Below are 22,299 nucleotides of genomic sequence, written 5' to 3' on the forward strand. Positions count from 1 at the left end.
CTCAACGCGCGATCAGGCTCAGGTGGTCGGCCACGGGACCGAGCACAAGAACGGGCATGAACTGGAGCAGGGTCAGGATCCCGATGACGGCGATCAGCGTGACGCCGAAGGTGGGGGTTTCGATGCGTAACGTGCCCACGCCTTCCGGCGCCTGGCGTTTGCGCGCGAGCATCGCGGCGATCAGCAGCGGCAGCACCAGTGCCGGATAGCGACCCAGCGCCAGCAGCGCCGCGCAGGTCACGTTCCACCACACGCTGTCGTCGCCCAGGCCCTCGAAGCCGGAACCGTTGTTGGCGAAGGCCGAGGTGTACTCGTAGAACACCTGGCTGATCGCATGGAAGCCCGGGTTCGAGGTGCCGGCGAGATCGGGGACGGCCAGCGTCACCGCGGTCATGCCCAGCAACACCAGCGGCTGCAGCAGCACCAGCGCCGCCAGCAGCTTCACCTCCGGCGCCTCGATCTTGCGGCCGAAGAGTTCCGGCGTGCGCCCGGTCATCAGCCCGGCCAGGAACACTGCCAGCAGCAGATAGACCAGCCATTGCTGGAGGCCGCTGCCGACGCCGCCCCAGATACCGTTGACCAGCATGTTGCCGATCGAGACCAGGCCGGTCAGCGGCGCGAGCGAATCGTGCATCGCATTGACCGAGCCGTTGGAGGTCTGCGTGGTCAGCGCAGCCCACAACGCCGACGGCGCCGCGCCGAAGCGCACTTCCTTGCCCTCCATCAACGCGATGTCGGTCGACGTCGACGAGGCGCTCTCCGACCACACCGCGAACCCGGCCGAGGCCAGCGACATCGCCAGCATCGAACCGAAGATCAGCGCGGTGAATCCGTGGCGTCCGGTCAGCGGGCCCACCATGAACACCACCGCGACCGGCAGCAGCAGGATCGCCAGGGTTTCCAGCAGGTTCGACAGCGGCGTCGGATTCTCCAGCGGCACCGCACTGTTGGGCCCGTACCAGCCGCCGCCATTGCTGCCGAGCTGCTTGACCGCGACCATCGGCGAGACCGGTCCGAGCGGGATCTTCTGCGCCTCCATGCCGGCGGACGCATCCAGCGGCGCGACCACCGGGCCGCCGGCCAGCGTGGCGGGCACGCCCTGGCTGGTCAGCAGCACCGACCACAGCAGACACAGCGGCAGCAGCACGCGCAGCGTGGCCCGCACAACGTCGGCCCAGTAGTTGCCGACATCGACCGCGCGCGCGGCCTGCCCCGGCATCCGTCGCGCCTCGGCGTTGCGGCCGCCGGTCAGCCCGCGCAGGGTCGCCACCACGAGCGCGAGCCCCATCATCGGCGTCACCACCTGCAGCGCGACGATGCCGACCATGTGCGCCAGATACGACAGCTGCGCCTGACCGGAGTAATGCTGCTGGTTGGTGTTGGTGAGGAACGAGACCGCGGTGTGCAGCGCGAGGTCCCAGGACATGTTCGGCGCGCCGTTGGGGTTGAGCGGCAGCCAGGCCTGGGTGACCAGAACGCCCCACACCAGGGCACCGAGCACGGCGTTGCTGAGCAGGAACGCGCCGGCATAGCCGCGCCAGCTCATGCCGCGCTGCGGCTCGGTGCCGAGCAGGCGGTACAGCGGGCGTTCGATCCAGCCGAACACACGATCGCCGCGCATCGGCGCGCCGCGCATCACCGCCGCCAGGTAGCGGCCCAGTGGCCAGCCCAGCGCGATCGCCAGCGCGAACACGAGTAGAACTTCAGTCATGACGTCGGGACTCCATCCAATGAGGGCAGGCGCACGCGCTCGCAGTGCCTAGAAGTCGGCATGGATCGCGATCTCGGGCCGGGTACCGGCCAGGCCGGGAAAATTGCGCCGCGCCGCCGCGTCGGTGACATGCACCGTGGCGCGCAGCGCGAAGGGCGCCTTGAAGGCCCAGTCGACGCCGAGCGCACCATGCGTGTAGCGCTCGGCGATCGACGCATCCAGCAGGTAGCGCGCGACCGAGGCCTCGATGCGCACGGTCTCGTGCACCGGACGGCTCAGGGCGAATGCGACATAGGTGCCGTCGGCGCCGCCGGCGAGCGCATCGTCGGACCAGCCCACTGTGAGCGAGAGCGCATCACGCCAGGTCACCCCGGCCGACACCTCGTTCCAGTTGAGATCCCCGGCGCCCGGATACAGGTAGCGCACCACGCCGACGTCGAGCCCCCAGTCCGGCGCGACCGCGCCGCCCCAGCCGACGGCCAGATCGAATTCGCTGGCAGGCCCGCCGTCGGGCGCGAAGCGGACGTTCGAGCCCCAGGCCGAGGCATACAGGCCGGTGGGATGATCGACACGCAGGCCGGCCTGGGCGGCGGGATCCTCGAGGGTCTGTGACGCGCCGCGCCACACGTAATCACTGGTGAGGGCGGCAGTGCCCGAGACCTGCGCCGCGCAGGGCGTCAGCGCGAGCATCGTAAGCAGGGCGAGGCCGCTGCGTGCGGCGGTGGAGCGGCGTGCGGGATGACACATGGTGCAGGTCCGGATGGATGGCGAAACAGCCATCCGGCAAGTGTTGGGCGCCTGCCCGTAAAGTCTCTATCGCAGTGCGGGCGGCCGGCATAAATTCCGCGTAAATCCGCAACAGACGGCCCTATCAGCGGCGGAATTTACGGCGAATTTGCAGCGCGGCGCAGACGCCGGGGGTAACGTGCACCGCAGTTCCCAACCTGCGGTTTCGCCATGCATCCCGTACTCCAGGATCTGCTGTTCATCGCCGTCATGCTGCTCGGCAGCGGCGGCCTTTACTGCGCGATCGACCGGCTTCTGCGACAACGCGCACCCCGGCGCAGCGCATCGCGGCGCGTCTCGCGCCCGCGCCGCTGAGGGGCATGCGCGCGGCCGCTCCCCTGAGCGGCGTGACAGCAGGCGCGCCGCTCAGATCTCGACGTGCGTGCCCAGCTCGACGATGCGGTTGCCGGGAATGCGGAAGAACCCCGAAGCCGGCGCGGCATTGCGGTGCAGCAGCGCGAACAGGCGCTCGCGCCACAGCGCCATGCCGGGACGGGCGGCGGCGACGACGGTCTCGCGGCTGGTGAAGTACGTGGTGTCCATCGGGTCGATGCACACGTCGTCGTCGATGTCGCTGCACTGCATCAGCGCCAGCGGCACGTCGGGCGTCTCCATGAAACCGAACCGGATCACGATGCGATGGAAGCCATCGCCGATCTGTTCGATCTTCAGGCGCCGGTGCGCATAGGGCACGGTCAGCGTCTCGACGGTCAGGAACACGTTGCGCTCGTGCAGCACCTTGTTGTGCTTGAGGTTGTGCATCAGCGCATGCGGCACGATGCCGCGGTCACTGGTCAGGAACACCGCCGTGCCCGGCACGCGCACGGGTGGGGCGAGCATCAGGCCGGGAATGAACGATTCGATGCGGATGCCGTGCTGCTGCACCTCCTCGTGCAGCAACTGACGGCCGCGCCGCCAGGTGCGCAGCAGCGTGAACAGCGTGATGCCCAGCACCAGCGGAAACCAGGCGCCCTGCAGCACCTTGGCGCCGTTGGCGATGACGAAGGCGATGTCGATGACCAGGAACACGCCGCACAGCGGCAGCACCCAGCGCCGCCACTGCGGCCACAGCGCGCGGGCCACGATGGCCAGCAGCAGGGTGTCGATCAGCATCGTCATCGAGACCGAGATGCCGTAGGCCGCGGCCAGTGCGGACGAGGTCTGGAAGGTCAGCACCAGGGCGATCACGATCACCGCCATCGCCCAGTTGATCGCCGGAATGTAGATCTGGCCGATCGTGTCGCTGGACGTGTGGCGGACGCGCATGCGCGGGATGTAACCCAGCTGCATCGCCTGCCGGGCGACCGAGAAGCCGCCGGTGATCACCGCCTGCGAGGCGATCACCGTCGCCGCGGTCGCCAGCACGATCATCGGCCAGCGCGCCCATTCCGGCACACCGATGTAGAACGGGTTCTGGATCGCCGCCGGATCCTCGAGCACCAGCGCGCCCTGCCCCAGGTAATTGAGCATCAGCGACGGCAGCACGAAGAAGTACCAGGCATAGCGGATCGGCTTGGCGCCGAAGTGGCCCATGTCGGTGTAGATCGCCTCACCGCCGGTCACCGCCAGCACCACGGCGCCGAGGATGAAGATGCCGCCCCAGCTGTGCTCGACGAAGAACCGCGCCGCCCACCACGGGTTGATCGCGTGCAGCACTTCCGGCTCGTGGAGGATGTTGACGACACCCAGCGCCGCCAGCGACAGGAACCACAGCACGGTGATCGGTCCGAAGATGCGCCCGACCTTCGCGGTGCCGAAGCGCTGGGTGGCGAACAGCACGCCCAGCACCAGAACGGTGATCGGAATGATCCACGGATGCAGTGCGGGCGAGACCACCTCGAGGCCTTCGACCGCCGACAACACCGAAATCGCCGGCGTGATCACTCCGTCACTGAAGAACAGCGAGGCGCCGAACACACCGAGGATGCCGACCAGATACGCCGACCGCCCACGCTTGCCGAGGCTGCGCTGGGCCAGCGCCATCAGCGCCATGATCCCGCCTTCGCCGTCGTTGTCGGCGCGCAGGATGATGGTCACGTACTTGACCGTCACCACCAGCATCAGCGACCAGAAGATCATCGACAGCACGCCGAGCACGGTGTCGTGGTCGGCCACCAGCCCGTAATGCGGCGAGAACGCCTCGCGCAGCGTGTACAGCGGGCTGGTGCCGATGTCGCCGAAGACGACACCGATCGCGCCGACCATCAACCCGGCGAGGCCGATCTGGCCGTGGCTGGACGCGACCGGACGCGCGCCCTTCACGGGTGAACTGCTGTGGGACATGACGGTGGAACCCGGCCGACAGGTAGGGGGCGGTCAGCGAAGCGCGGACTGTAGCGCTTTTCGGATGATGAGTTCGGGCGTGTCGCCATCACGCGCGGCGGCCTTGGCCATCTTCTGCGCCTCGGCCGGTTTGTAGCCCAGTTGCTGCAGCGCGACCGTCGCCTCGGACAGCGGATCGGTGGCCACCGGCGCGCCGTGCACCGCGCCGCCGGCACCCGCCAGATCGGCCGCGCGATCGCGCAGTTCGACCACCATGCGCTCGGCGGTCTTCTTGCCGATGCCGGGAATCTTGGTCAGCGCCGTGACGTCGGCCGTCTGCACCAGCCGCGCGAACGCGTCGACGCTGACGCCCGACAGCACCGCCAGCGCGATCTTCGCGCCGATGCCGGTGACCTTCTGCACGTCGCGGAACAGGCGCCGCTCGGACTCGTGCAGGAAGCCGTACAGCGAGACGCTGTCCTCCTTCTGCGCGTAATGCGTGAACAGCTGCACCTCGCGGCCCACCTCGGGCAGGTCGTAGAACGTGCTCATCGGGGCCTCGAGCTCGTAGCCGACGCCGTTGACGTCGATCACCAGCCAGGGTGGCGCCTTGTGGGCCAGCGTGCCGCGCAGTCTTCCGATCATGGGAAATGTCCGAGTCCGAATCTTGGCTGAAAAATCGTCATTCCCGCGAAGGCGGGAACCCAGTGCCTTTGCTTCTTTGCAGACGCCTTGAAAGACACTGGATTCCCGCCTTCGCGGGAATGACGACGGTTGGAACAAAGACGCCGTCGTTCACTTGCGTCCCCAGGCCTGCTTCACGCCGACGCCGAGCCGTTTCGCGGTCGCGCTGACGTGCGCGTGGGTGATCGCCACCGCCAGCGCATCGGCCGCATCGGCCTGCAGCTTGCCGGTCAGGCCGAGCATCAGCCCGACCATGTGCTGGACCTGCACCTTGTCGGCGCCGCCGCGACCGACCACCGCCAGCTTGATCTCGCTGGCGGCGTACTCGCTGACCGGCAGATCGCGCAGCACCACCGCACCGATCGCGGCACCGCGTGCCTGCCCGAGCTTCAGCGCCGAGTCCGGATTGCGCGCCATGAACACCTTCTCGATCGCGACCTCGTCCGGACAATGCTCGACGATCAATGCGGTCAGCCCGTCGAGCAGCCGACGCAGGCGCGCGGGGAACTCGCCGGCCGTCACCAGCACCAGCGGCGCATGGAAGACATGCGAGACCTTGCCCGCCGCGTCGACATCGATGATGCCGACCCCGGTGCGCTGCGAACCGGGGTCGATGCCGAGGATGCGGGTCATGCCGCCGCCTGCAGCTGGCGCGGCGCGAGGCGCCCTGCAGCGACGAAGGCCGCCCAGCCGATCAGCGCGCTCATCGCGATGCGCGCCGGAAAATAGACCAGGGCCGGCAGCGCGAACAGCCAGGCGACGAGTCCACCGGGCATCGTCCACAGCGCGACCGACTTCACCCAGTACAGCGCCGGCAGGTGACCGGCCAGCAGCGCATCGACCGACGGCCCGGGCATCGCCCAGCCCGCATTGCCGACCACGACCAGCGCCAGGGCCGCGATCAGCCCGTCGCCGACGCTGCCCACGACGGACGCCCAGCCAACCCAGAGCAGGAAAGTCCGCATCGGCGGCAGGCGGGGGCTGTCAGCCCTCGAACTGCGCGTTCGAGTAGACCGCCTGCACGTCGTCGAGATCCTCGAGCAGATCGAGCATCTTGCGCACCTGTTCGGCGGTCTCGCCGTCGACGGCGATGTCGTTGTCGGCGCGATAGGTCACTTCGGCGTGGCCCGGCACCAGACCGGCGGCCGTCATCGCGTCGCGCACGGCCTCGAACGCATCCGCGCTGGTGACCACGTCGATCGCGCCGTCCTCGGGATACACGACGACGTCATCGGCACCCGCTTCGATCGCGGCCTCGGTCACCGTGTCCTCGTCCATGCCCTCGAAGCTCAGCACGCCCAGACGCTTGAACATGAAGGCGACCGAGCCTTCGGTGCCCATGTTGCCGCCGCACTTGCCGAACGCGTGGCGGACTTCGGCCACGGTGCGCACGCGGTTGTCGGTCAGCGTGTCGACGATCACCGCGACGCCGCCCGGGGCATAGCCCTCGTAGCGGATCTCCTCGTATTCGACGCCTTCGAGCTCGCCGGTCGCCTTCTTGATCGCGCGCTCGACCACGTCCTTGGACATGTTCTGGGCCATGCCCTTGTCGATCGCGGCGCGCAGGCGCGGGTTGTTGGCCGGATCACCGCCGCCGGCACGCGCCGCCACGCCGATCTCGCGAATGATCTTGGTGAAGATCTTGCCGCGCTTGGCGTCGGTCGCGTTCTTGCGGGCTTCGATCGAAGGTCCTCGTCCCATGGTGCTCGTCTGCAGGCGCTGGAAAGCGGCGATTTTACCCGAAGCGCTGGCCGCTACCGCGGCTGTCGACGCCGTGGTCGAAGTGTCCGTCGCGCAGGAACGCGGCTGTCTGCCGGATCGCGGCCTGCGACAGCAGCAGGCCGCTGTGACTGGCCTGGACGACGATGTGGTCCGCCAGCGCCGGGGCGCGGGTCTCGGCCACCGACACCGTGCCGTCGTGCGGGCCGTCGAAACGCGCCAGCAGTGCGCCCAGACCGCGCGGCACGCAGCCGGCGACCATGCCCACCTCCACAGCGGCCGGCCACTCCACGCAGCCGGCGTGCAGGATCTCCGCGCTGCGGCCGAAGTACAGCCGGGACAGCGGCACGCGGGCGAGCATGTGCGCCGCGCCGCTGCCGCAGACCGGCGAGCCGAGGCAGACGATGCGGCCCACCGGCAACGCCGGCGCGCGCGCGACCGTGCGCAGCGCCGACAGCCCGCCGAGGCTGTGCCCGACGACGTGCGCCGGGCCGTCTTCCAGCGCAGTGACGAGCCGCTGCGCGGCGGCGTCTGGTCCGCCTGCGATGCTCGGATAGCCGAGGATGACCGGGTCAAAGCCCGCGGCGGCCAGGCCCCGCGCGAACCGGCGCATCGTCAGCCCCACCATCCACAGGCCGTGCAGCAGCAGCACCCGGTTCGGCGCCGCGCTCATGCCGGCACGCCATCGGCGCCGTGGGCCTGGCGCCAGGCCCGCGGTGACAGGCCGCTGTGCGCCTTGAACGCGCGCGACAGCGCCGCCTCGCTGCCGTAGCCGACGTCGTCGGCGATCCGTTTGAGCGGCCGGCCGCGGCGCAGCGCCTGCTTGGCCAGGCGCACGCGCCAGCCCTGCAGGTACTGGCCGGGCGTCGTGCCGACCACGTCGACGAAGGTGGTCGCGAACGCACTGCGCGACATGCCCGCCGCGTGCGCGAGCGTGTCGAGCGTCCACGCGCCTGCCGGCGCCTCGTGCATCGCGACCAGCGCATTGCGCACGCGCGGGTGCGACAGACCCGACAACAACCCGCCCTGCACCTCGCCCCGCTCCATCAACTGCCGCAGCACCTGGATCATCACCACCTCGAACAGGCGCTCGATCAGCGCCAGCCGCCCGCAGCGCTGGTCGAAGGCCTCCTCGAACAGCAGCGCCAGCACCGGCGCCGCACCGGCGATCTCGTCCAGCGGCAGATACACGACCTCCGGCAGGGCGGCGGCGACCGGATTGTCCGCACCGCCCTCGAAGCCGAGATGGGCGCAGACCATGTCCGCGCCGCGGCCCGGATCGGTGACGAAGCGATGCGCGGTGGGGCGCGGGAACAGCAGCAGGCCGGGTCTGGTGATCGACAGCGTTGTGGTCCCGTAGTGCACCTCGACCGCGCCGCTGCGCACCAGGTGCAGCTGGCCGTGGACGCCGTCGCTGTCGAGCGTATTGATGCCGCACAGCGCGCCGGCGTTGAACACCCGGGCGTTCATCGGGAAATGCGCCATCAGTGCCGCCAGACGATCCGCCATGTTCGGACTCCAGGTCAAATTTTACGGACTTTATATCACCCAAGGTTCCCGGTCGGCGCGCAAAGTGAACTCACCGGGCAGCCCCCGCCCACCCACCAGGAGTTCCGCCATGTCCATCGAGAAGACCCTCTACAGCGCTTCGGCCACCGCCACCGGCGGCCGCGACGGCCGCGCCCAGTCCTCCGACCGCGTGCTCGACGTCGCCCTCTCCACGCCCCGCGAGCTGGGCGGCGCCGGCGGCCCCGGCACCAATCCCGAGCAGCTGTTCGCCGCCGGCTATTCGGCCTGTTTCCTCGGCGCGCTGAAGTTCGTCGCCGGCAAGCAGAAGGTCGCGCTGCCCGGCACCACCACCGTCACCGGCACGGTCGGCATCGGCCCGGTCCCCACCGGGTTCGGCATCGAGGCCGAGCTGACCATCACTGCCCCGGGCATCGACCGCGAGGTGCTGCAGGACCTCGTCGCGCAGGCCCATGCCGTCTGCCCCTACTCCAACGCCACGCGCGGAAACATCGACGTGACGCTGTCGATCGCCGACTGAACCCTCGACACCCGCACCACCCCACCCGACGCCACCCCACACACGAGGATCCGCCATGAACACCTTCACCCGCACCGTCGCCGCCAGCCTGCTGGCCACCGCCCTCCACGTCGCGCACGCCGCGCCGCCGGTCGAACCCGCCCGGATCGCCGCCGCCACCGTCGACGGCACCTATGTCGTCACCGCCGACGGCGTGCGTCTCTACGTCAAGGACTGGGGCCCGAAGGATGGCCCGGTCGTGACATTCAGCCACGGCTGGCCGCTGAACTCGGACAGCTGGGAATCGCAGATGCTGTTTCTCGCCGAGCAGGGCTATCGCGTCGTCGCCCATGACCGTCGCGGCCACGGCCGCTCCAGCCAGCCCTGGGACGGCAACGACATGGACCACTACGCCGACGACCTCGCCGCGGTGATCAGCGCGCTCGACCTGCGCGACGTCACCCTGGTGGGATTCTCCACCGGCGGCGGCGAGGTCGCACGCTACATCGGCCGCCACGGCACCGGCCGGGTGAAGAAGGCGGTACTGGTCGGTGCGGTCACGCCCTTCATGCTGAAGACCGACGACAACCCCGACGGCGCGCCCATCGAACTGTTCGACGGCTTCCGCGCCGCGGCGCAGGCAAACCGCGCGCAGCAGTACCTCGACATCGCCTCGGGCCCGTTCTTCGGCTTCAACCGGCCCGGCGCCACCGTCAACGCGGGGCTGGTGCAGAACTTCTACGTGCAGGGCATGCAGGCCGGCCACAAGAACACGTTCGATTCGATCGCCGCGTTCTCGGCCACCGACTTCCGTCCCGACCTCGCGAAGTTCGACGTGCCCACGCTGGTGATCCACGGCGCCGACGACCAGATCGTGCCGCCGGCGATGTCGGCCCAGCTGGTGCCGCGCCATGTGGCGCAGGCCGAGGTGATCCTCTACCCCGGCGCGCCGCACGGCATCACCGACACGCACAAGGACCGGCTCAACCAGGACCTGCTCGCCTTCCTGCGTCGCTAGGTCACATGCGGCAATCCACGCATCGCCGGCCGCACACCCGTGCGGCCGGCGTTTTCATGCGCGATACGCGGCCGACGCGGGACCCGCGCGGCGCCCCGGTTCACGGCTGCGCCGGACGGCGCAGGATGAATTCCAGATCGTTGATCGAGCCGACCGGGAAGATGTACGAGCCGACCCTGTCGAAGCCGTGGCGTGCGTAGAAACGCTGCGCGCCGAGATTCTCCGACCACGCGCCGACCCACAGCGTGCGCGGTCCATCCCGCAGCAGCCACGCCATGATCGCGTCCATCATCCGCGTGCCGTTGCCGCCGCCCTGGTGGCCCTGCAGCAGATAGAGCCGCTTGATCTCGCCGTCGCCCCGCGCCACATCGGCATGCGGCAGGCCGCAGGGGCCGGCCGCGGCGTGGCCGACCGCCTCGCCGGCGTGTTCCAGCAGCCAGACCGCGTAGTCCGGATGCGCGAGGATCGTGCGCTGCTTCGCCACCGCGTAGGCATCGGCGAGAAACGCCGCCAGATCCTCCGGCGGATACAGATGGCCGAAGGTCTCGGTGAAGGTGCGTGCGGCCAGCGTCGACAGCGTCTGCGCGTCGTCGACGGTGGCGCGGCGGAGTGTCGGCACGACGCTGGACGCAGCGTCAGCGGATGGTCCGGTCATGCGAAAACGCTCCGGCGTTTAGCCCCCCTCGAGTCGAGGGGGGCGCGGCGAACGCCGCGGGGGATCAGGATCACTGCAGCGCGGCCCGCGATTCCGCTCAGCGGAATCGTCGGGGACTCACTGCGCAGCCGATGCGGCCGGCTTCGGCCTCACCTGGATATGCACTTCGGCCAGCTGCGCATCAGCGATCGGCGACGGTGCATCGGTCATCAGGCACTGCGCGCCGGTGGTCTTGGGGAACGCGATGACGTCGCGGATCGACTCGGTGCCGGCCATCAGCGCGGCGATGCGGTCGATGCCGAACGCGATGCCGCCATGCGGCGGCGCGCCGTACTTCAGCGCGTCGAGCAGGAAGCCGAACTTCGCCTGCGCTTCTTCGGCGCCGATGCCGAGCAGCTCGAACACCGCCGACTGCATCGAGGAGCGGTGGATACGGATCGAACCGCCGCCGATCTCGTTGCCGTTGAGCACCATGTCGTAGCCGCGCGACACGGCCGTCGCGGCGTTCGCGCGCAAGTCAGCCTCGTCATCGACCGACGGCGCGGTGAAGGGGTGATGCAGGGCCACATAGCGCTGCGCCTCGTCGTCCCATTCGAACATCGGGAAGTCGGTGACCCACAGCGGCGCCCAACCGTCGGCAACCAGGCTGAAGTCCTTGCCGGCCTTCAGGCGCAACGCGCCCATGAAATCGCTGACGGTCGAATACGTGCCGGCGCCGAAGAACACGAGGTCGCCATTGCCGGCGCCGACGTGCGACACCAGACCAGCGAACGCGGCCTCGTCGAAGAACTTCTGGATCGGCGACGAGACTTCGCCGGCCTCGGAAATCTTGATGTAAGCGAGACCCTTCGCGCCGTACTTCGCGGCATGCGCGGCGTACTCGTCGATCTGCTTGCGGCTCAGACTCGCGCCGCCCGGAATGCGCAGCGCGCAGACGCGGCCGCCGGCTTCATTGGCCGGGCCGGTGAACACCGCGAACTGGCTGTCCTTGACCAGATCGGCGACGTCGACCAGCTCCAGCGCGATGCGCAGGTCCGGCTTGTCGGAGCCGTAGCGACGCATCGCCTCGGCATAGGTCATGCGCGGGAATTCGGCGGCGAGCTCGACGCCGGCGACATCGCGGAACACGTCACGGATCATCGCCTCGACGAGATCCTGCACATCGCGCTCCGACACCCAGGCGAACTCCATGTCGAGCTGGGTGAATTCCAGCTGGCGGTCGGCGCGCAGGGCTTCGTCGCGGAAGCAGCGCGCGATCTGGTAGTAGCGGTCGAAGCCCGCCATCATCAGGATCTGCTTGAACAGCTGCGGCGACTGCGGCAGTGCGTAGAACTCGCCTGGATGCATGCGCGCCGGCACCAGGAAGTCGCGCGCGCCTTCCGGCGTCGCCTTGGTCAGGATCGGCGTTTCGATGTCCTGGAAACCCTTGTCGTCGAGCCAGTGGCGCAGCGCGCTGACGAGCTTCGTACGCGTACGCATCTTGCGCTGCATGTCCGGGCTGCGCAGGTCGAGATAGCGGTACTTCAGGCGCGTCTCTTCACCCGGATTCTCGTGATGGTGGAACGGCAGCGGCTCGGCCTTGTTCAACACTTCGATCTGGGTCGCGACGATCTCGACCTGACCGGTGCGGATCTTCGCGTTGACCGAATGCCGCGCACGCACCGTGCCGGTGATGCGCAGGCAGTCCTCGTAGCCCACCTGCTCGGCCGTTGCGACGACGGCGGCATTGCCGTCCGCATCCGACGATTCCGCGACCACCTGCACGATGCCTTCGTGATCGCGCAGGTCGATGAAGCAGACGCCGCCGAGATCACGGGCGACGTCGGCCCAGCCGCACAGGGTGACGGTCTGGCCGATCAGTGCCTCGTCGATCAGGCCGCAGAAATGGGTACGCATGGGAACTCCGGACACGAAAGCGCGGGCGCACGGACCGTCATGACGACGACCGCGCTGGATGCAAGCCCGCTAGTTTAAGGCGTTGCCGCGACGCGCGCGGCGGCAGGGCGTCAGTCCGCCGAGGCAGGCTTCGCCGTCGGCTTGGCGGCCGGCTTGGACTCGCTGGCCGCGGGCTTGGCCTCGGCCTTGGCCGCAGGCGCATCGGCCGCCGGCTTGTCACCGCCGGATTTGGCGCCGTCGCCGCTCTCGACGAGGTTGCGCTTCTTGTCGCCGTCCTTCTTGAAGTCGGTCTCGTACCAGCCGCTGCCCGCGAGGCGGAACGACGGCGCCGTGAGTTGCCGGGTGACCGCGGACGCGCCGCATTCCGGGCAGGTCTCGGGATCGGGATCGGACATCTTCTGCAGACGGTCGAAACTGTGGCCGCATTCGGCGCACTGGAAGGCATAGATCGGCATGGCGGAGGGCACAGCAACAGCAAGGGAGCCGGCATTCTGGGGCACGCCGCCCCAGTTTCAAGTGCGCACTGCCGCAGCGGGCCTGCCCGGTCCGCCGGGAGGCGCCTAGACTGGCCTTCCGCCCCCGGACGCACCGCCATGACCCGACCCGCCAATTTCCGCACCGTGGCCGCGGCCGCGCTGATCGCACTGGGCCTGGTGGGCGCGGGCTGGTTCGCCGCCCAGGGCATGGCCAAGCTGCGCACCGACGACCGCTTCGTCACCGTCAAGGGCTCGGCCGAACGCGTGGTCGAGGCCGATCTCGTGGTCTGGCCGATGTCGCAAACGGTCGGCGGCGATGCGCTGGCGGCGGTCCAGTCCGGGCTCGACGCCAATACCGCGACGATCCGCCAGTTCCTGACCAGCGCCGGCTTCGGCGACGACGAGATCGTGGTCTCGCCGCCGCGGCTCGAGGACCGCTGGGCCTACGCCTACGGCGACAGCCGGCCACCGGAACGCTACCGCTATTCCAACACCGTGACCCTGCGCACCGGCCGCGTGGCCGAGGCCATGGCCGCGCTGCGCCGCAGCGGCGACATCGTCGCCCAGGGCGTGATGCTCAACGCCGGCGAGGATGGCGGGCCGCAGTTCGAGTTCACCCGGCTCAACGACATCAAGCCGGCGCTGATCGCCGAGGCCACCGCCAACGCGCGCGTGTCGGCCGAGCAGTTCGCCAAGGATTCGGGCGCGCGTCTCGGCGGCATCCGCAGCGCGAACCAGGGCGTGATCTCGATCAGCGATCGCGACCGCGGCAGCCCGCACGTCAAGACGGTGCGGGTGGTGACGACGGTGGAGTATTTCCTGCGCGACTAAGTCGCGTCGGAGGACAGCTGCGCTCGCCCATGCGAAAAGGCCCCGGACCTGCGTCCGGGGCCTCGTGCCCGATCAGTAGCCCCAGGGCGTCGGCGGTGCGGCGACGGTCTTGGTCAGGTCGAACTCGACCTGGAACTTGCGGCCACCGGGCCGGCTGAGTTCGTAGACGAAGCGCTGGCCCGGATCGATTTCCATGGCCCAGGTGTTGGTGACCGACGCGGACAGGCCCTCGCGCTCGAACATCTCGATCGATTCGGCATCCACGGGGAATTCCTGGCGCTGCGCGGTGCCGGCGTTCTGGGTGTCGCCGCCGTACATCGTCACCGGATCGTCGGTGCCGTCGGGCAGGCGATGGTCGTGCTTCAGGCGCAGGCCGGTCTCGGTGCGGGTGAGGATCCAGGTGCGGGAATGATCGTCACCGACATGGAACGGAATGCGCAGTTCCTCTTCCTTGTTGCTGCAGCCGCGCACGTGCATCACCAGTTCCTTGCCCTCGAAGGCATCGGGCGGCGCGTCGGCGGCAGGCGCCGGCTCGTTGGCGACGATGCGACCGGCGAAGGCTTCGCCGCAGTGGCGGGCGATCGCGGCGAGGAACTCGTCGGCCGGCACGCGTTCGCGTGCGGCATCGGCGGCCGCGGCCGCAGCAGCGGCATCGGCGGTGGGGTTGGCCGGTGCCGGGCCCGTGGGCGCGGCAGGCTCGTTGGCGCCACAGGCGGCGAGCGCGAGTGCGGCGGCGAGAACAGTGCAATGGCGGGAGATAGTCATGCCCGCAAAGTACCCGCCACCGCCAGACGGCGCAAATCGCGCGACCGCGGCCGCGTGGCAATGTCGGCGGAAACACACTGAAAACGCCGTGCTAACGCCGCGACACACGGCCGCCGTCCGGCGCACGGCGATCCCTCCGCGACGCCTGCATTGCGCCGCGCGCGGCGATGTCCACGCGCGACTTAGCGTGACGCACGGTCGCTGGATCCGACGCCCGGTCAGGCGGCGTCGTAGAGCGCCAGCAGATCGCCTTCGGCCTGCTCCAGCGCGTCGCGCAACGCGGCCTGCCGCTGTCCGAGATCGCTCGCCTTCGCCGCGTCGGTGTAGGTCGCCGGGTCCGCCAGCGCGCCGTCGAGTTCCGACAGCGCCTGTTCGAGCTCCGCCACCCGCGCCTCGGCCTTCTGCAGCTTGTGCGGGTTGGCCTTGGCCTTCGGCTTCGCCGGTTCCGGCGCCGGCGTCGGCGCGACGGCGGCCTGGGTCGGCGGCGGCGTGCGCAGTTCGCCGGCATTGCCGCGCGCGCGCAACCACGCGGCGTATTCGTCGAGATCGCCGTCGAACGGAATCACCACGCCGTCGGACACGCGCCAGAAGGTGTCGCTGACCAGGCCGATGAGATGGCGGTCATGCGAGACCAGCACGATCGCGCCGGCGAAATCGCTCAGCGCTTCGGCCAGGGCTTCGCGCATTTCGAGATCGAGATGGTTGGTCGGTTCGTCGAGCAGCAGCACATTCGGCTGCAGCCACGCGATCAGCGCCAGCGCCAGACGCGCGCGTTCGCCGCCGGAGAAGCCGTCGATACTTTCGAACGCGCGATCGCCCGGGAAGCTCCACTTGCCGAGGAAGTCGCGGAACGACTGGATCGACGCATTGGGCGAGATCTCGCGCAGATGGTCGATCGGCGACGTGCCGGCGACCAGCGATTCCACCGTGTGCTGGGCGAAGTAGCCGATGCGCAGGTCCGGGTGCGCGTAGCGCTCGCCGGCCAGCAGTGGCAGCTCGCCGACCAGCGTCTTGACCAGCGTCGACTTGCCGGCGCCGTTGGGGCCGAGCAGACCGATGCGGTCGCCGGCTTCGAGGCCGAATCCGACGTTGTCGAGGATGACGATTTCGGAATTGGGGATTGGGGATTGGGGATTCGAACCCGCAGCGTCGCCGCGGCCATCCGAATCCCGACGCCCGACTCCCGAATCCCGGGCCGTGGCGGCATAGCCGCAACGGCCATGATTGATGCGCAGCAGCGCGTGCGGCAGCTTCACCGGCGCCGGGAAGTCGATCTGCACCTCGCGCTCGGCGCGCACGGCTTCGGTGTCGGCCATCTTGGCCAGACGCTTGACCCGCGACTGCGCCTGCTTGGCCTTGGCCGCACTGGCCTTGAAGCGATCGATGAACTTCTGCAGATGCGCCTTCTCGGCCTGCGACTTCTCGTGGGTGATCTGCTGCAGGCGCAACTGCTCGGAGCGCTGGCGCTCGAACGAGGTGTAGTCGCCGGAATAGAGCTTGGCCTTGCCGCCGTGCAGGTGCAGCGTGTGGGTGCAGACGTTGTCGAGGAACTCGCGGTCGTGCGAGATCAGCAGCAGCGTGCCCGGATACTTCAGCAGCCACTGCTCCAGCCACAGCACGGCGTCGAGATCGAGATGGTTGGTCGGCTCGTCGAGCAGCAGCATGTCGCTGGGCGTCATCAGCGCGCGGGCGAGATTCAGACGCACACGCCAGCCGCCGGAGAACGTCGCGACGGCGCGCTGGTGGGTCTCGGCCGGAAAGCCCAGACCATGCAGCAGCTTGCCCGCGCGCGCGCCGGCGTCGTAGGCACCGACCTCGGCCATGCGCAGATGCACGTCGGCGACGGCTTCCCAGTCCTCGGCGGCCAGCGCATCGGCCTCGGCCTTGAGCACGGCGGCCACGGCGGCGTCGCCGCCGAGCACGAAGTCGATGGCCGGGTCCGGCAGCGAGGGCATTTCCTGGGCGATGCTCGCCAGGCGCAGGCGGTTGGGCAGGTCGAGATCGCCCTTGTCGGCCTCGACCTCGCCGCGCACGGCCGCGAACAGGGAGGACTTGCCGGTGCCGTTACGGCCGACCACGCCCACGCGCCAGCCGGCATGCATGGTCAGGTCCATTTCGGACAGCAGCAGCCGTTCGCCGCGCCGCAGGGCGAAATTCTTGAAAGAGATCATGGGCGAATTCTACCGGAGGCCGCCTCCACAGACCCGCCCTCCGCCCGGGAACGGGGCGCCGGAACGCCGGATCCGACGCCTGTGACGGTGACGAATGAAACATTTGCGCAGTGCAGCATGCAGTGTTAATGAATCGTAAAGCGCCAATCGGCGTCCGCCGCTCCCACCGCCTGGAGGTCCGTGCATGTTCCGTCGTCCCCTTGCTGTTGCCGTGCTGGTCGCATTGACCGGCGCCACCTGCCCCGCCCTCGCCCAGGACGCCGCGCCCGTGCGGTCGACCACGCTCGACACGCTGATCGTCACCGGCACGCGGGTCTCCGACCGCACGGTGGCCGAATCGCAGTCGCCGATCGACATCCTCACGCCCGAAACGCTGACCGCCACCGGCACGCCGGAACTGGCGACCGCGCTGTCGCGTGCGCTGCCGTCACTGAACTTCCCGCGCCCGGCGATCAACGACGGCACCGACGCCGTGCGCCCCGCGCAGATCCGCGGCCTGTCGCCGGACCACGTGCTGGTGCTGGTCAACGGGAAGCGCTATCACTCCGGCGCGCTGGTCAACGTCAACGGCTCGCAGGGTCGCAGCTCGTCGCCGGTCGACCTCAACACCATTCCGATCTCGGCGATCGAACGCGTCGAAGTGCTGCGCGATGGCGCGTCGGCGCAGTACGGCTCCGACGCGATCGCCGGCGTGATCAACATCGTGCTCAAGGGGCGCGCCGGCAGCGGCGGCGTATCGGGCCGCTACGGCCAGTACAGCGCCGGCGACGGCGCGCAGTACCAGGTGCTGGCCGATGCCGGCTTCGGCGTTGGCAACGACGGCTTCGTGCACGTGTCCGCGCAGGGCGCGCACCAGGACCAGACCAACCGGGCGCGGCCCTTCATCGGCACGCCGACCGCGACGTCGGCGCCGCTCGGCCAGGTGGTCCAGCGCCAGGGTGATCCCGAAGTCGACCACGGCTCGGTGACGTTCAATGCCGAGCTACCGGTCAACGACTACCTGCAGTTCTACGGCACCGGCATCTATACCAAGCGCGATTCGCTCTCCAACGGCTTCTTCCGCCCTGCCGGCGACCCGCGCAACATTCCGGCCATCTATCCCGACGGCTTCCTGCCGCAGATCAACAACGTCACCACCGACCACCACTTCACCGCCGGCTTCAAGGCCGAGACCGCGGGCGGCACCGCGGTCGACTTCAGCTACACCTACGGCGACAGCGAGATGACGTTCGACATCCTCAACACGCTCAACCGGAGCCTGGGGCCGACGTCGCCGACCCAGTTCTATGCCGGTGCACTCGAAGTGCGCCAGCACGTGCTCAATCTCGATTTCGGCAAGGCGCTGGACTGGGGCCTGCCATACCCGGTGACCTGGTCCTACGGCGCGGAATGGCGCGGCGACCGGTTCATCCAGTCGCCCGGCGAGCCGCTGTCGTACGCGAACGGCGGTGTCGTCGCGCCGGGCCAGACCACGCCGCTGCCGGGCGCGCAGGTGTTCGCGGGCTTCCGCCCCGGCGACGGTGGCGATTTCGACCGCAACGCGCTGTCGTTCTACACGGGCCTGGAAGCCGATCTCACCGACCGGTTGTCGCTGGGCGTGGCCGGGCGCTTCGAGGACTTCAGCGATTTCGGCGACACCAGCAACTTCAAAATTTCCAGCCGCTTCGAATTCACCGACGCCGTTGCCCTGCGCGCGACCGCGTCGACCGGCTTCCGCGCGCCGTCGCTGCAGCAGCAGTATTTCCAGTCGACGGCGACGAACTTCATCGCCACCCCGCAGGGCACGCTGCCGTTCGACATCGTGACCTTCCGCGTGACCAATCCGGCCGCGATCGCGCTGGGCGCCGAACCGCTGCGCGCGGAAGAGTCGACCAACTACAGCCTGGGTCTGGTGCTGCAGCCGGTCGAGAACCTCTACGTCACCATCGACGCCTACCAGATCGAGGTCGAGGACCGCATCTCGCTGTCGGCCAACCTCACCTCGGCGCCGGTGCGCAATTACCTGCAGGCCAACGGCTTCGCGGGCGTCGGCGGCGGTCGCTACTTCACCAATGCCATCGACACCACGACCCGCGGCGTGGACCTGGTCGGCACCTACGGCTGGGCGCTGGACAACAGCCAGCTCGATCTGACGCTGGGCTACAACTACAACAAGACCACGATCGACCGGGTGGCCGAAAACCCGGCCGCGCTGACCGCGATCGACCCGGCCGCGGTGCGCTTCGACCGGGTGGAGCGCGGCCGCTTCGAGGTCGGGGCGCCGCGCGACAAGGTGCTGGTCGGCGGCACCTGGACCGCCGGCGGCTTCGAGGCGACCGCCAATGCCACGCGCTACGGGGAATTCAGCGTGCTCGGCAGCACCGCAGCGCTGGACCAGACCTTCGACGCGGCCTGGACGCTGGATCTCGCGTTCTCGTATGCGCTCGACAAGTGGAAGTTCACCGTCGGCGGCGACAACGTGCTCAACGAATATCCGGACGAAGTGCTGTTCGCCAATTCCACCGGCGGGCAGTTGCCGTGGAGTGGCAGTTCGCCGTTCGGCTTCAACGGGGCGTTCGTCTACGCCAACGTCGCCTACCGCTGGTAAGCAGCCGCGCCAGACCCACGCGCGCCCGACGCCCCGGCCTGCCGGGGCGTCGTCGTTTTTCGGCAGCGCCAATCGTTCCACCAGAGGAACGATCGGATTGCATTTTTAAGATCATTGACGATTTCAGGACGACGCGCTCCAATCCCGGCGGTACGTTCCCCACAACAGGCCTCCCCCCGATGCTTCGTCCCCACCGCTTGACCCTCGCCGTCGCCGCGGCGCTCGTGATCCCCACCGCCGCGTTTGCCCAGCAGGCCACGACCGACGCCCCGGCCAGGACGTCCACGCTCGACACGCTGATCGTCACCGGCACCCGCGTCGCCGACCGCACCGTCGCCGAGTCGCAGTCTCCGATCGACATCATCACGTCCGAGGCACTGACCGCCACCGGCACCACCGAGCTCGCCACGGCGCTCGCCCGCGCCCTGCCCTCGCTCAACTTTCCGCGCCCGGCGCTGACCGACGGCACCTCGGCGATCCGCCCGGCGCAGCTGCGCGGTCTCGCGCCCGACCAGGTGCTGGTGCTGGTCAACGGCAAGCGCCGCCACACCTCGTCGCTGCTCAACCTCAACGGCACGATCGGCCGCGGCTCCGCGCCGGTCGACCTCAATACGATCCCGGTTTCGGCGATCGAGCGGGTCGAAGTGCTGCGCGATGGCGCATCGGCGCAGTACGGCTCCGATGCGATCGCCGGCGTCGTCAACGTGGTGCTCAAAGGATCGTCCGAAGGCGGCAGCCTGTCGCTGAGCGCCGGCCAGTACTCGGCCGGCGACGGCACGCAGACCCAGATCGCCGGCGACACGGGCCTCGCGCTCGGTGACCGCGGCTTCCTGCACCTGTCGGCGCAGGTGGGCCAGCAGGAAGAGACCAACCGCGCGCGGCCGTTCGCCGGCACGCCGGGCGTCACCCAGCCCGCCCTCGGCCAGAAGGCCTTCGTGATCGGCGAGCCGGAAGTCGATTTCGGCGCAGTCGGCTTCAATACCGATTTCGCACTGACCGACACCATCCGCGTCTACGGCTTCGGTACCGCGAGCAATCGCGATGTCACCTCGTTCGCATTCTTCCGCGCCCCGAACAACACCACGCAGAACATCCGCAGTATTTACCCGGACGGTTTCCTGCCGGAGATCAACAACATTTCCAAGGACCGGTCGCTGGTCGCCGGCGTCAAGGGCTTCGCCGGCGAGTGGAACTGGGACCTGAGCTACAACTACGGCTACAACCACCTCGAGTTCTATACGCGCAACACGCTCAACGCGAGCCTGGGCGCCACCTCGCCGACGTCGTTCTACGACGGCGCGCTCGAAACCACGCAGAACATCGTCAACCTCGACATCAGCCGTCCGCTGGAACTCGGCCTGGCCTACCCGGCGACGCTGTCGTTCGGCGTGGAAGCGCGCAACGAGAAGTGGAACCAGTCGCCGGGTGAATTCGGCTCCTACGCCAATGCCGGTCTGGGCGTGGCCGGTGCGGCGGCAGGCGCGCAGGGCTTCGGCGGCTTCGCGCCGGATGTCGCTGGTGCATACGACCGCGACAGCCATGCGGTCTACGCCAGCCTGGAAGCAGACCTCACCGAGACGTTCTCGGCCGGCGCCGCGGCGCGCTACGAGGACTACGACGACTTCGGCAGCCAGCTCTCGGGCAAGCTCTCGGCGCGTTATGCGTTCAACGATGCGGTCGCGCTGCGCGGCACGGTGGCGAGCGGCTTCCGCGCACCGTCGCTTGCGCAGCAGTATTTCCAGACGGTCAGCACCACGTTCCTGGCCGGCATCACCACGCCGTTCGAGATCCGCACGTTCCCGGCCAGCAGCCCGGTCGCGCAGGCCTTCGGCGCCGAGGCGCTGACGCCCGAGGAGTCGCTGTCCTACAGCCTGGGCCTGGTGCTGCAGCCGGTTGACAACCTCTACGTCACCGTCGATGCGTACCAGATCGACGTCGACGACCGGATCGCACTGTCGTCCAACCTCACCGGCGACGCGGTGCGCCGTCTGCTCGAATCGCAGGGCATCTTCGGCATCACCGGCGGCCGCTACTTCACCAACGCCATCGACACCCGCACCCGCGGCATCGATGTCGTCGGCAGTTACCGCTGGGATCTCGCCGCGAGCAGCGTGGACCTGACCGCCGGCTACAACCACACCAAGACCGAGATCACCCGGATCGCCGCGAACCCGGACGCACTGACCCAGAACGGCCTCAACCTCGAACGCATCGATCGCGTCGAGATCGGCCGCATCGAGGACGGCTTCCCGCGCAACAAGCTGCTGCTCTCGGGCACCTGGAACGTCGACGACTGGGCATTCGCGCTCGCGACCACGCGCTACGGCAGCGTGCGCACGACGCCGAACAACGCCGCGCTCGACCAGAAATATGGTGCCAAGTGGCTGCTCGACCTGTCGGCGACGTTCAAGCCGGGCGACCACTGGGCACTCACGCTGGGCGCCGACAACGTGCTCAACGAGTACCCGGACGAGAACATCTTCGGCAACTCGACGAACGGGCAGTTCCCCTACAGCAACCTCTCGCCGTTCGGGTTCGGCGGCGCGTTCGCCTACGCGAAGGTCGCCTACACCTGGTAAGCGGCGTCTGCTACGTGCGCTTCGATGCCCCGGCTCGCCGGGGCATCGTCGTTCCAGGGCGCTGGTTCTTTCGAAGCACTGCGCGGGATCGAATCGAAAGGCGTCGAATCCGGTGGGACAGCGGCCCGCCACG

The 22,299-nt window shown here is 69.0% G+C and carries 19 protein-coding genes; 5 read left to right on the forward strand and 14 right to left on the reverse strand.

The window, feature by feature from the left end:
- Position 1 precedes the first annotated feature (1 nt).
- The 9 genes from kdpA to ACF3M1_RS13420 form a co-directional block, all read right to left on the reverse strand.
- The gene (gene kdpA / locus ACF3M1_RS13380) at positions 2 to 1,711 is read right to left on the reverse strand and encodes a potassium-transporting ATPase subunit KdpA (protein ID WP_394001421.1); all 1,710 of its coding nucleotides are present in this window, start codon (positions 1,709 to 1,711) and stop codon (positions 2 to 4) included.
- A 48-nt stretch (positions 1,712 to 1,759) separates the two neighbouring features.
- Entirely contained in the window at positions 1,760 to 2,458 is a 699-nt protein-coding gene (locus tag ACF3M1_RS13385; RefSeq protein WP_394001423.1) for a TorF family putative porin, read from the reverse strand.
- Between the two features lie 405 nt (positions 2,459 to 2,863).
- Entirely contained in the window at positions 2,864 to 4,780 is a 1,917-nt protein-coding gene (locus ACF3M1_RS13390; RefSeq protein WP_394001424.1) for a potassium transporter Kup, read from the reverse strand.
- 33 nt (positions 4,781 to 4,813) lie between these two features.
- Positions 4,814 to 5,404, reverse strand: coding sequence for a Holliday junction branch migration protein RuvA (gene ruvA / locus ACF3M1_RS13395; RefSeq protein WP_394001426.1), 591 nt, complete (start codon positions 5,402 to 5,404; stop codon positions 4,814 to 4,816).
- A 150-nt stretch (positions 5,405 to 5,554) separates the two neighbouring features.
- Positions 5,555 to 6,076 carry a crossover junction endodeoxyribonuclease RuvC gene (gene ruvC, locus ACF3M1_RS13400; RefSeq protein WP_394001428.1) on the reverse strand — a complete coding sequence of 174 codons (522 nt, stop codon included), beginning with the start codon at positions 6,074 to 6,076 and terminating at the stop codon, positions 5,555 to 5,557.
- Entirely contained in the window at positions 6,073 to 6,408 is a 336-nt protein-coding gene (locus tag ACF3M1_RS13405) for a hypothetical protein (protein WP_394001431.1), read from the reverse strand. The genes ruvC and ACF3M1_RS13405 overlap by 4 nt, the downstream gene beginning before the upstream one ends.
- Before the next feature lie 19 nt (positions 6,409 to 6,427).
- Positions 6,428 to 7,144, reverse strand: a complete 717-nt coding sequence (locus ACF3M1_RS13410; protein WP_394001433.1) for a YebC/PmpR family DNA-binding transcriptional regulator — start codon at positions 7,142 to 7,144, stop codon at positions 6,428 to 6,430.
- A 34-nt stretch (positions 7,145 to 7,178) separates the two neighbouring features.
- Positions 7,179 to 7,835, reverse strand: a complete 657-nt coding sequence (locus tag ACF3M1_RS13415; RefSeq protein ID WP_394001435.1) for an esterase/lipase family protein — start codon at positions 7,833 to 7,835, stop codon at positions 7,179 to 7,181.
- Positions 7,832 to 8,671 (reverse strand): cupin domain-containing protein, encoded by an 840-nt coding sequence (locus tag ACF3M1_RS13420; RefSeq protein WP_394001437.1) that lies wholly within the window; start codon positions 8,669 to 8,671, stop codon positions 7,832 to 7,834. Before ACF3M1_RS13420 ends, ACF3M1_RS13415 begins: the two co-directional genes overlap by 4 nt.
- Positions 8,672 to 8,780: 109 nt before the next feature.
- On the opposite strand from ACF3M1_RS13420, the gene ACF3M1_RS13425 reads away from it, so the two are divergent.
- On the forward strand, positions 8,781 to 9,209 hold the full coding sequence (locus tag ACF3M1_RS13425) for an organic hydroperoxide resistance protein (protein WP_394001439.1): 429 nt from the start codon (positions 8,781 to 8,783) through the stop codon (positions 9,207 to 9,209).
- 55 nt (positions 9,210 to 9,264) lie between these two features.
- Positions 9,265 to 10,206, forward strand: coding sequence for an alpha/beta fold hydrolase (locus ACF3M1_RS13430; protein WP_394001441.1), 942 nt, complete (start codon positions 9,265 to 9,267; stop codon positions 10,204 to 10,206).
- Between the two features lie 100 nt (positions 10,207 to 10,306).
- Here the strand turns inward: ACF3M1_RS13430 and ACF3M1_RS13435 are convergent, their stop codons facing one another.
- From ACF3M1_RS13435 to ACF3M1_RS13445, 3 genes are all read right to left on the reverse strand, one after another.
- Complete coding sequence (locus tag ACF3M1_RS13435; protein WP_394005277.1) at positions 10,307 to 10,825, reverse strand: GNAT family N-acetyltransferase; 519 nt, start codon at positions 10,823 to 10,825, stop codon at positions 10,307 to 10,309.
- A gap of 153 nt (positions 10,826 to 10,978) precedes the next feature.
- On the reverse strand, positions 10,979 to 12,757 hold the full coding sequence (gene aspS / locus ACF3M1_RS13440; RefSeq protein ID WP_394001443.1) for an aspartate--tRNA ligase: 1,779 nt from the start codon (positions 12,755 to 12,757) through the stop codon (positions 10,979 to 10,981).
- Between the two features lie 110 nt (positions 12,758 to 12,867).
- Positions 12,868 to 13,212, reverse strand: coding sequence for an FmdB family zinc ribbon protein (locus ACF3M1_RS13445; RefSeq protein ID WP_394001445.1), 345 nt, complete (start codon positions 13,210 to 13,212; stop codon positions 12,868 to 12,870).
- A gap of 138 nt (positions 13,213 to 13,350) precedes the next feature.
- Between ACF3M1_RS13445 and ACF3M1_RS13450 the strand changes: the two genes are divergently transcribed.
- On the forward strand, positions 13,351 to 14,064 hold the full coding sequence (locus ACF3M1_RS13450; RefSeq protein ID WP_394001446.1) for an SIMPL domain-containing protein: 714 nt from the start codon (positions 13,351 to 13,353) through the stop codon (positions 14,062 to 14,064).
- 72 nt (positions 14,065 to 14,136) lie between these two features.
- Here ACF3M1_RS13450 and ACF3M1_RS13455 read toward each other — a convergent pair whose 3' ends face one another.
- Complete coding sequence (locus ACF3M1_RS13455; RefSeq protein ID WP_394001448.1) at positions 14,137 to 14,829, reverse strand: hypothetical protein; 693 nt, start codon at positions 14,827 to 14,829, stop codon at positions 14,137 to 14,139.
- Positions 14,830 to 15,047: 218 nt separating this feature from the next.
- Positions 15,048 to 17,000: an ABC-F family ATP-binding cassette domain-containing protein gene (locus ACF3M1_RS13460; protein ID WP_394001450.1), complete on the reverse strand. Its 1,953-nt coding sequence runs from the start codon at positions 16,998 to 17,000 to the stop codon at positions 15,048 to 15,050.
- Positions 17,001 to 17,184: 184 nt separating this feature from the next.
- Here ACF3M1_RS13460 and ACF3M1_RS13465 point away from each other — a divergent pair, with 184 nt between their 5' ends.
- The gene (locus ACF3M1_RS13465; protein ID WP_394001452.1) at positions 17,185 to 19,587 is read left to right on the forward strand and encodes a TonB-dependent receptor plug domain-containing protein; all 2,403 of its coding nucleotides are present in this window, start codon (positions 17,185 to 17,187) and stop codon (positions 19,585 to 19,587) included.
- 179 nt (positions 19,588 to 19,766) lie between these two features.
- Positions 19,767 to 22,166 carry a TonB-dependent receptor plug domain-containing protein gene (locus ACF3M1_RS13470; protein ID WP_394001454.1) on the forward strand — a complete coding sequence of 800 codons (2,400 nt, stop codon included), beginning with the start codon at positions 19,767 to 19,769 and terminating at the stop codon, positions 22,164 to 22,166.
- Positions 22,167 to 22,299 lie beyond the last annotated feature (133 nt).

This window comes from Luteimonas sp. WGS1318, assembly GCF_043187535.1.
Taxonomy (GTDB): domain Bacteria; phylum Pseudomonadota; class Gammaproteobacteria; order Xanthomonadales; family Xanthomonadaceae; genus Luteimonas.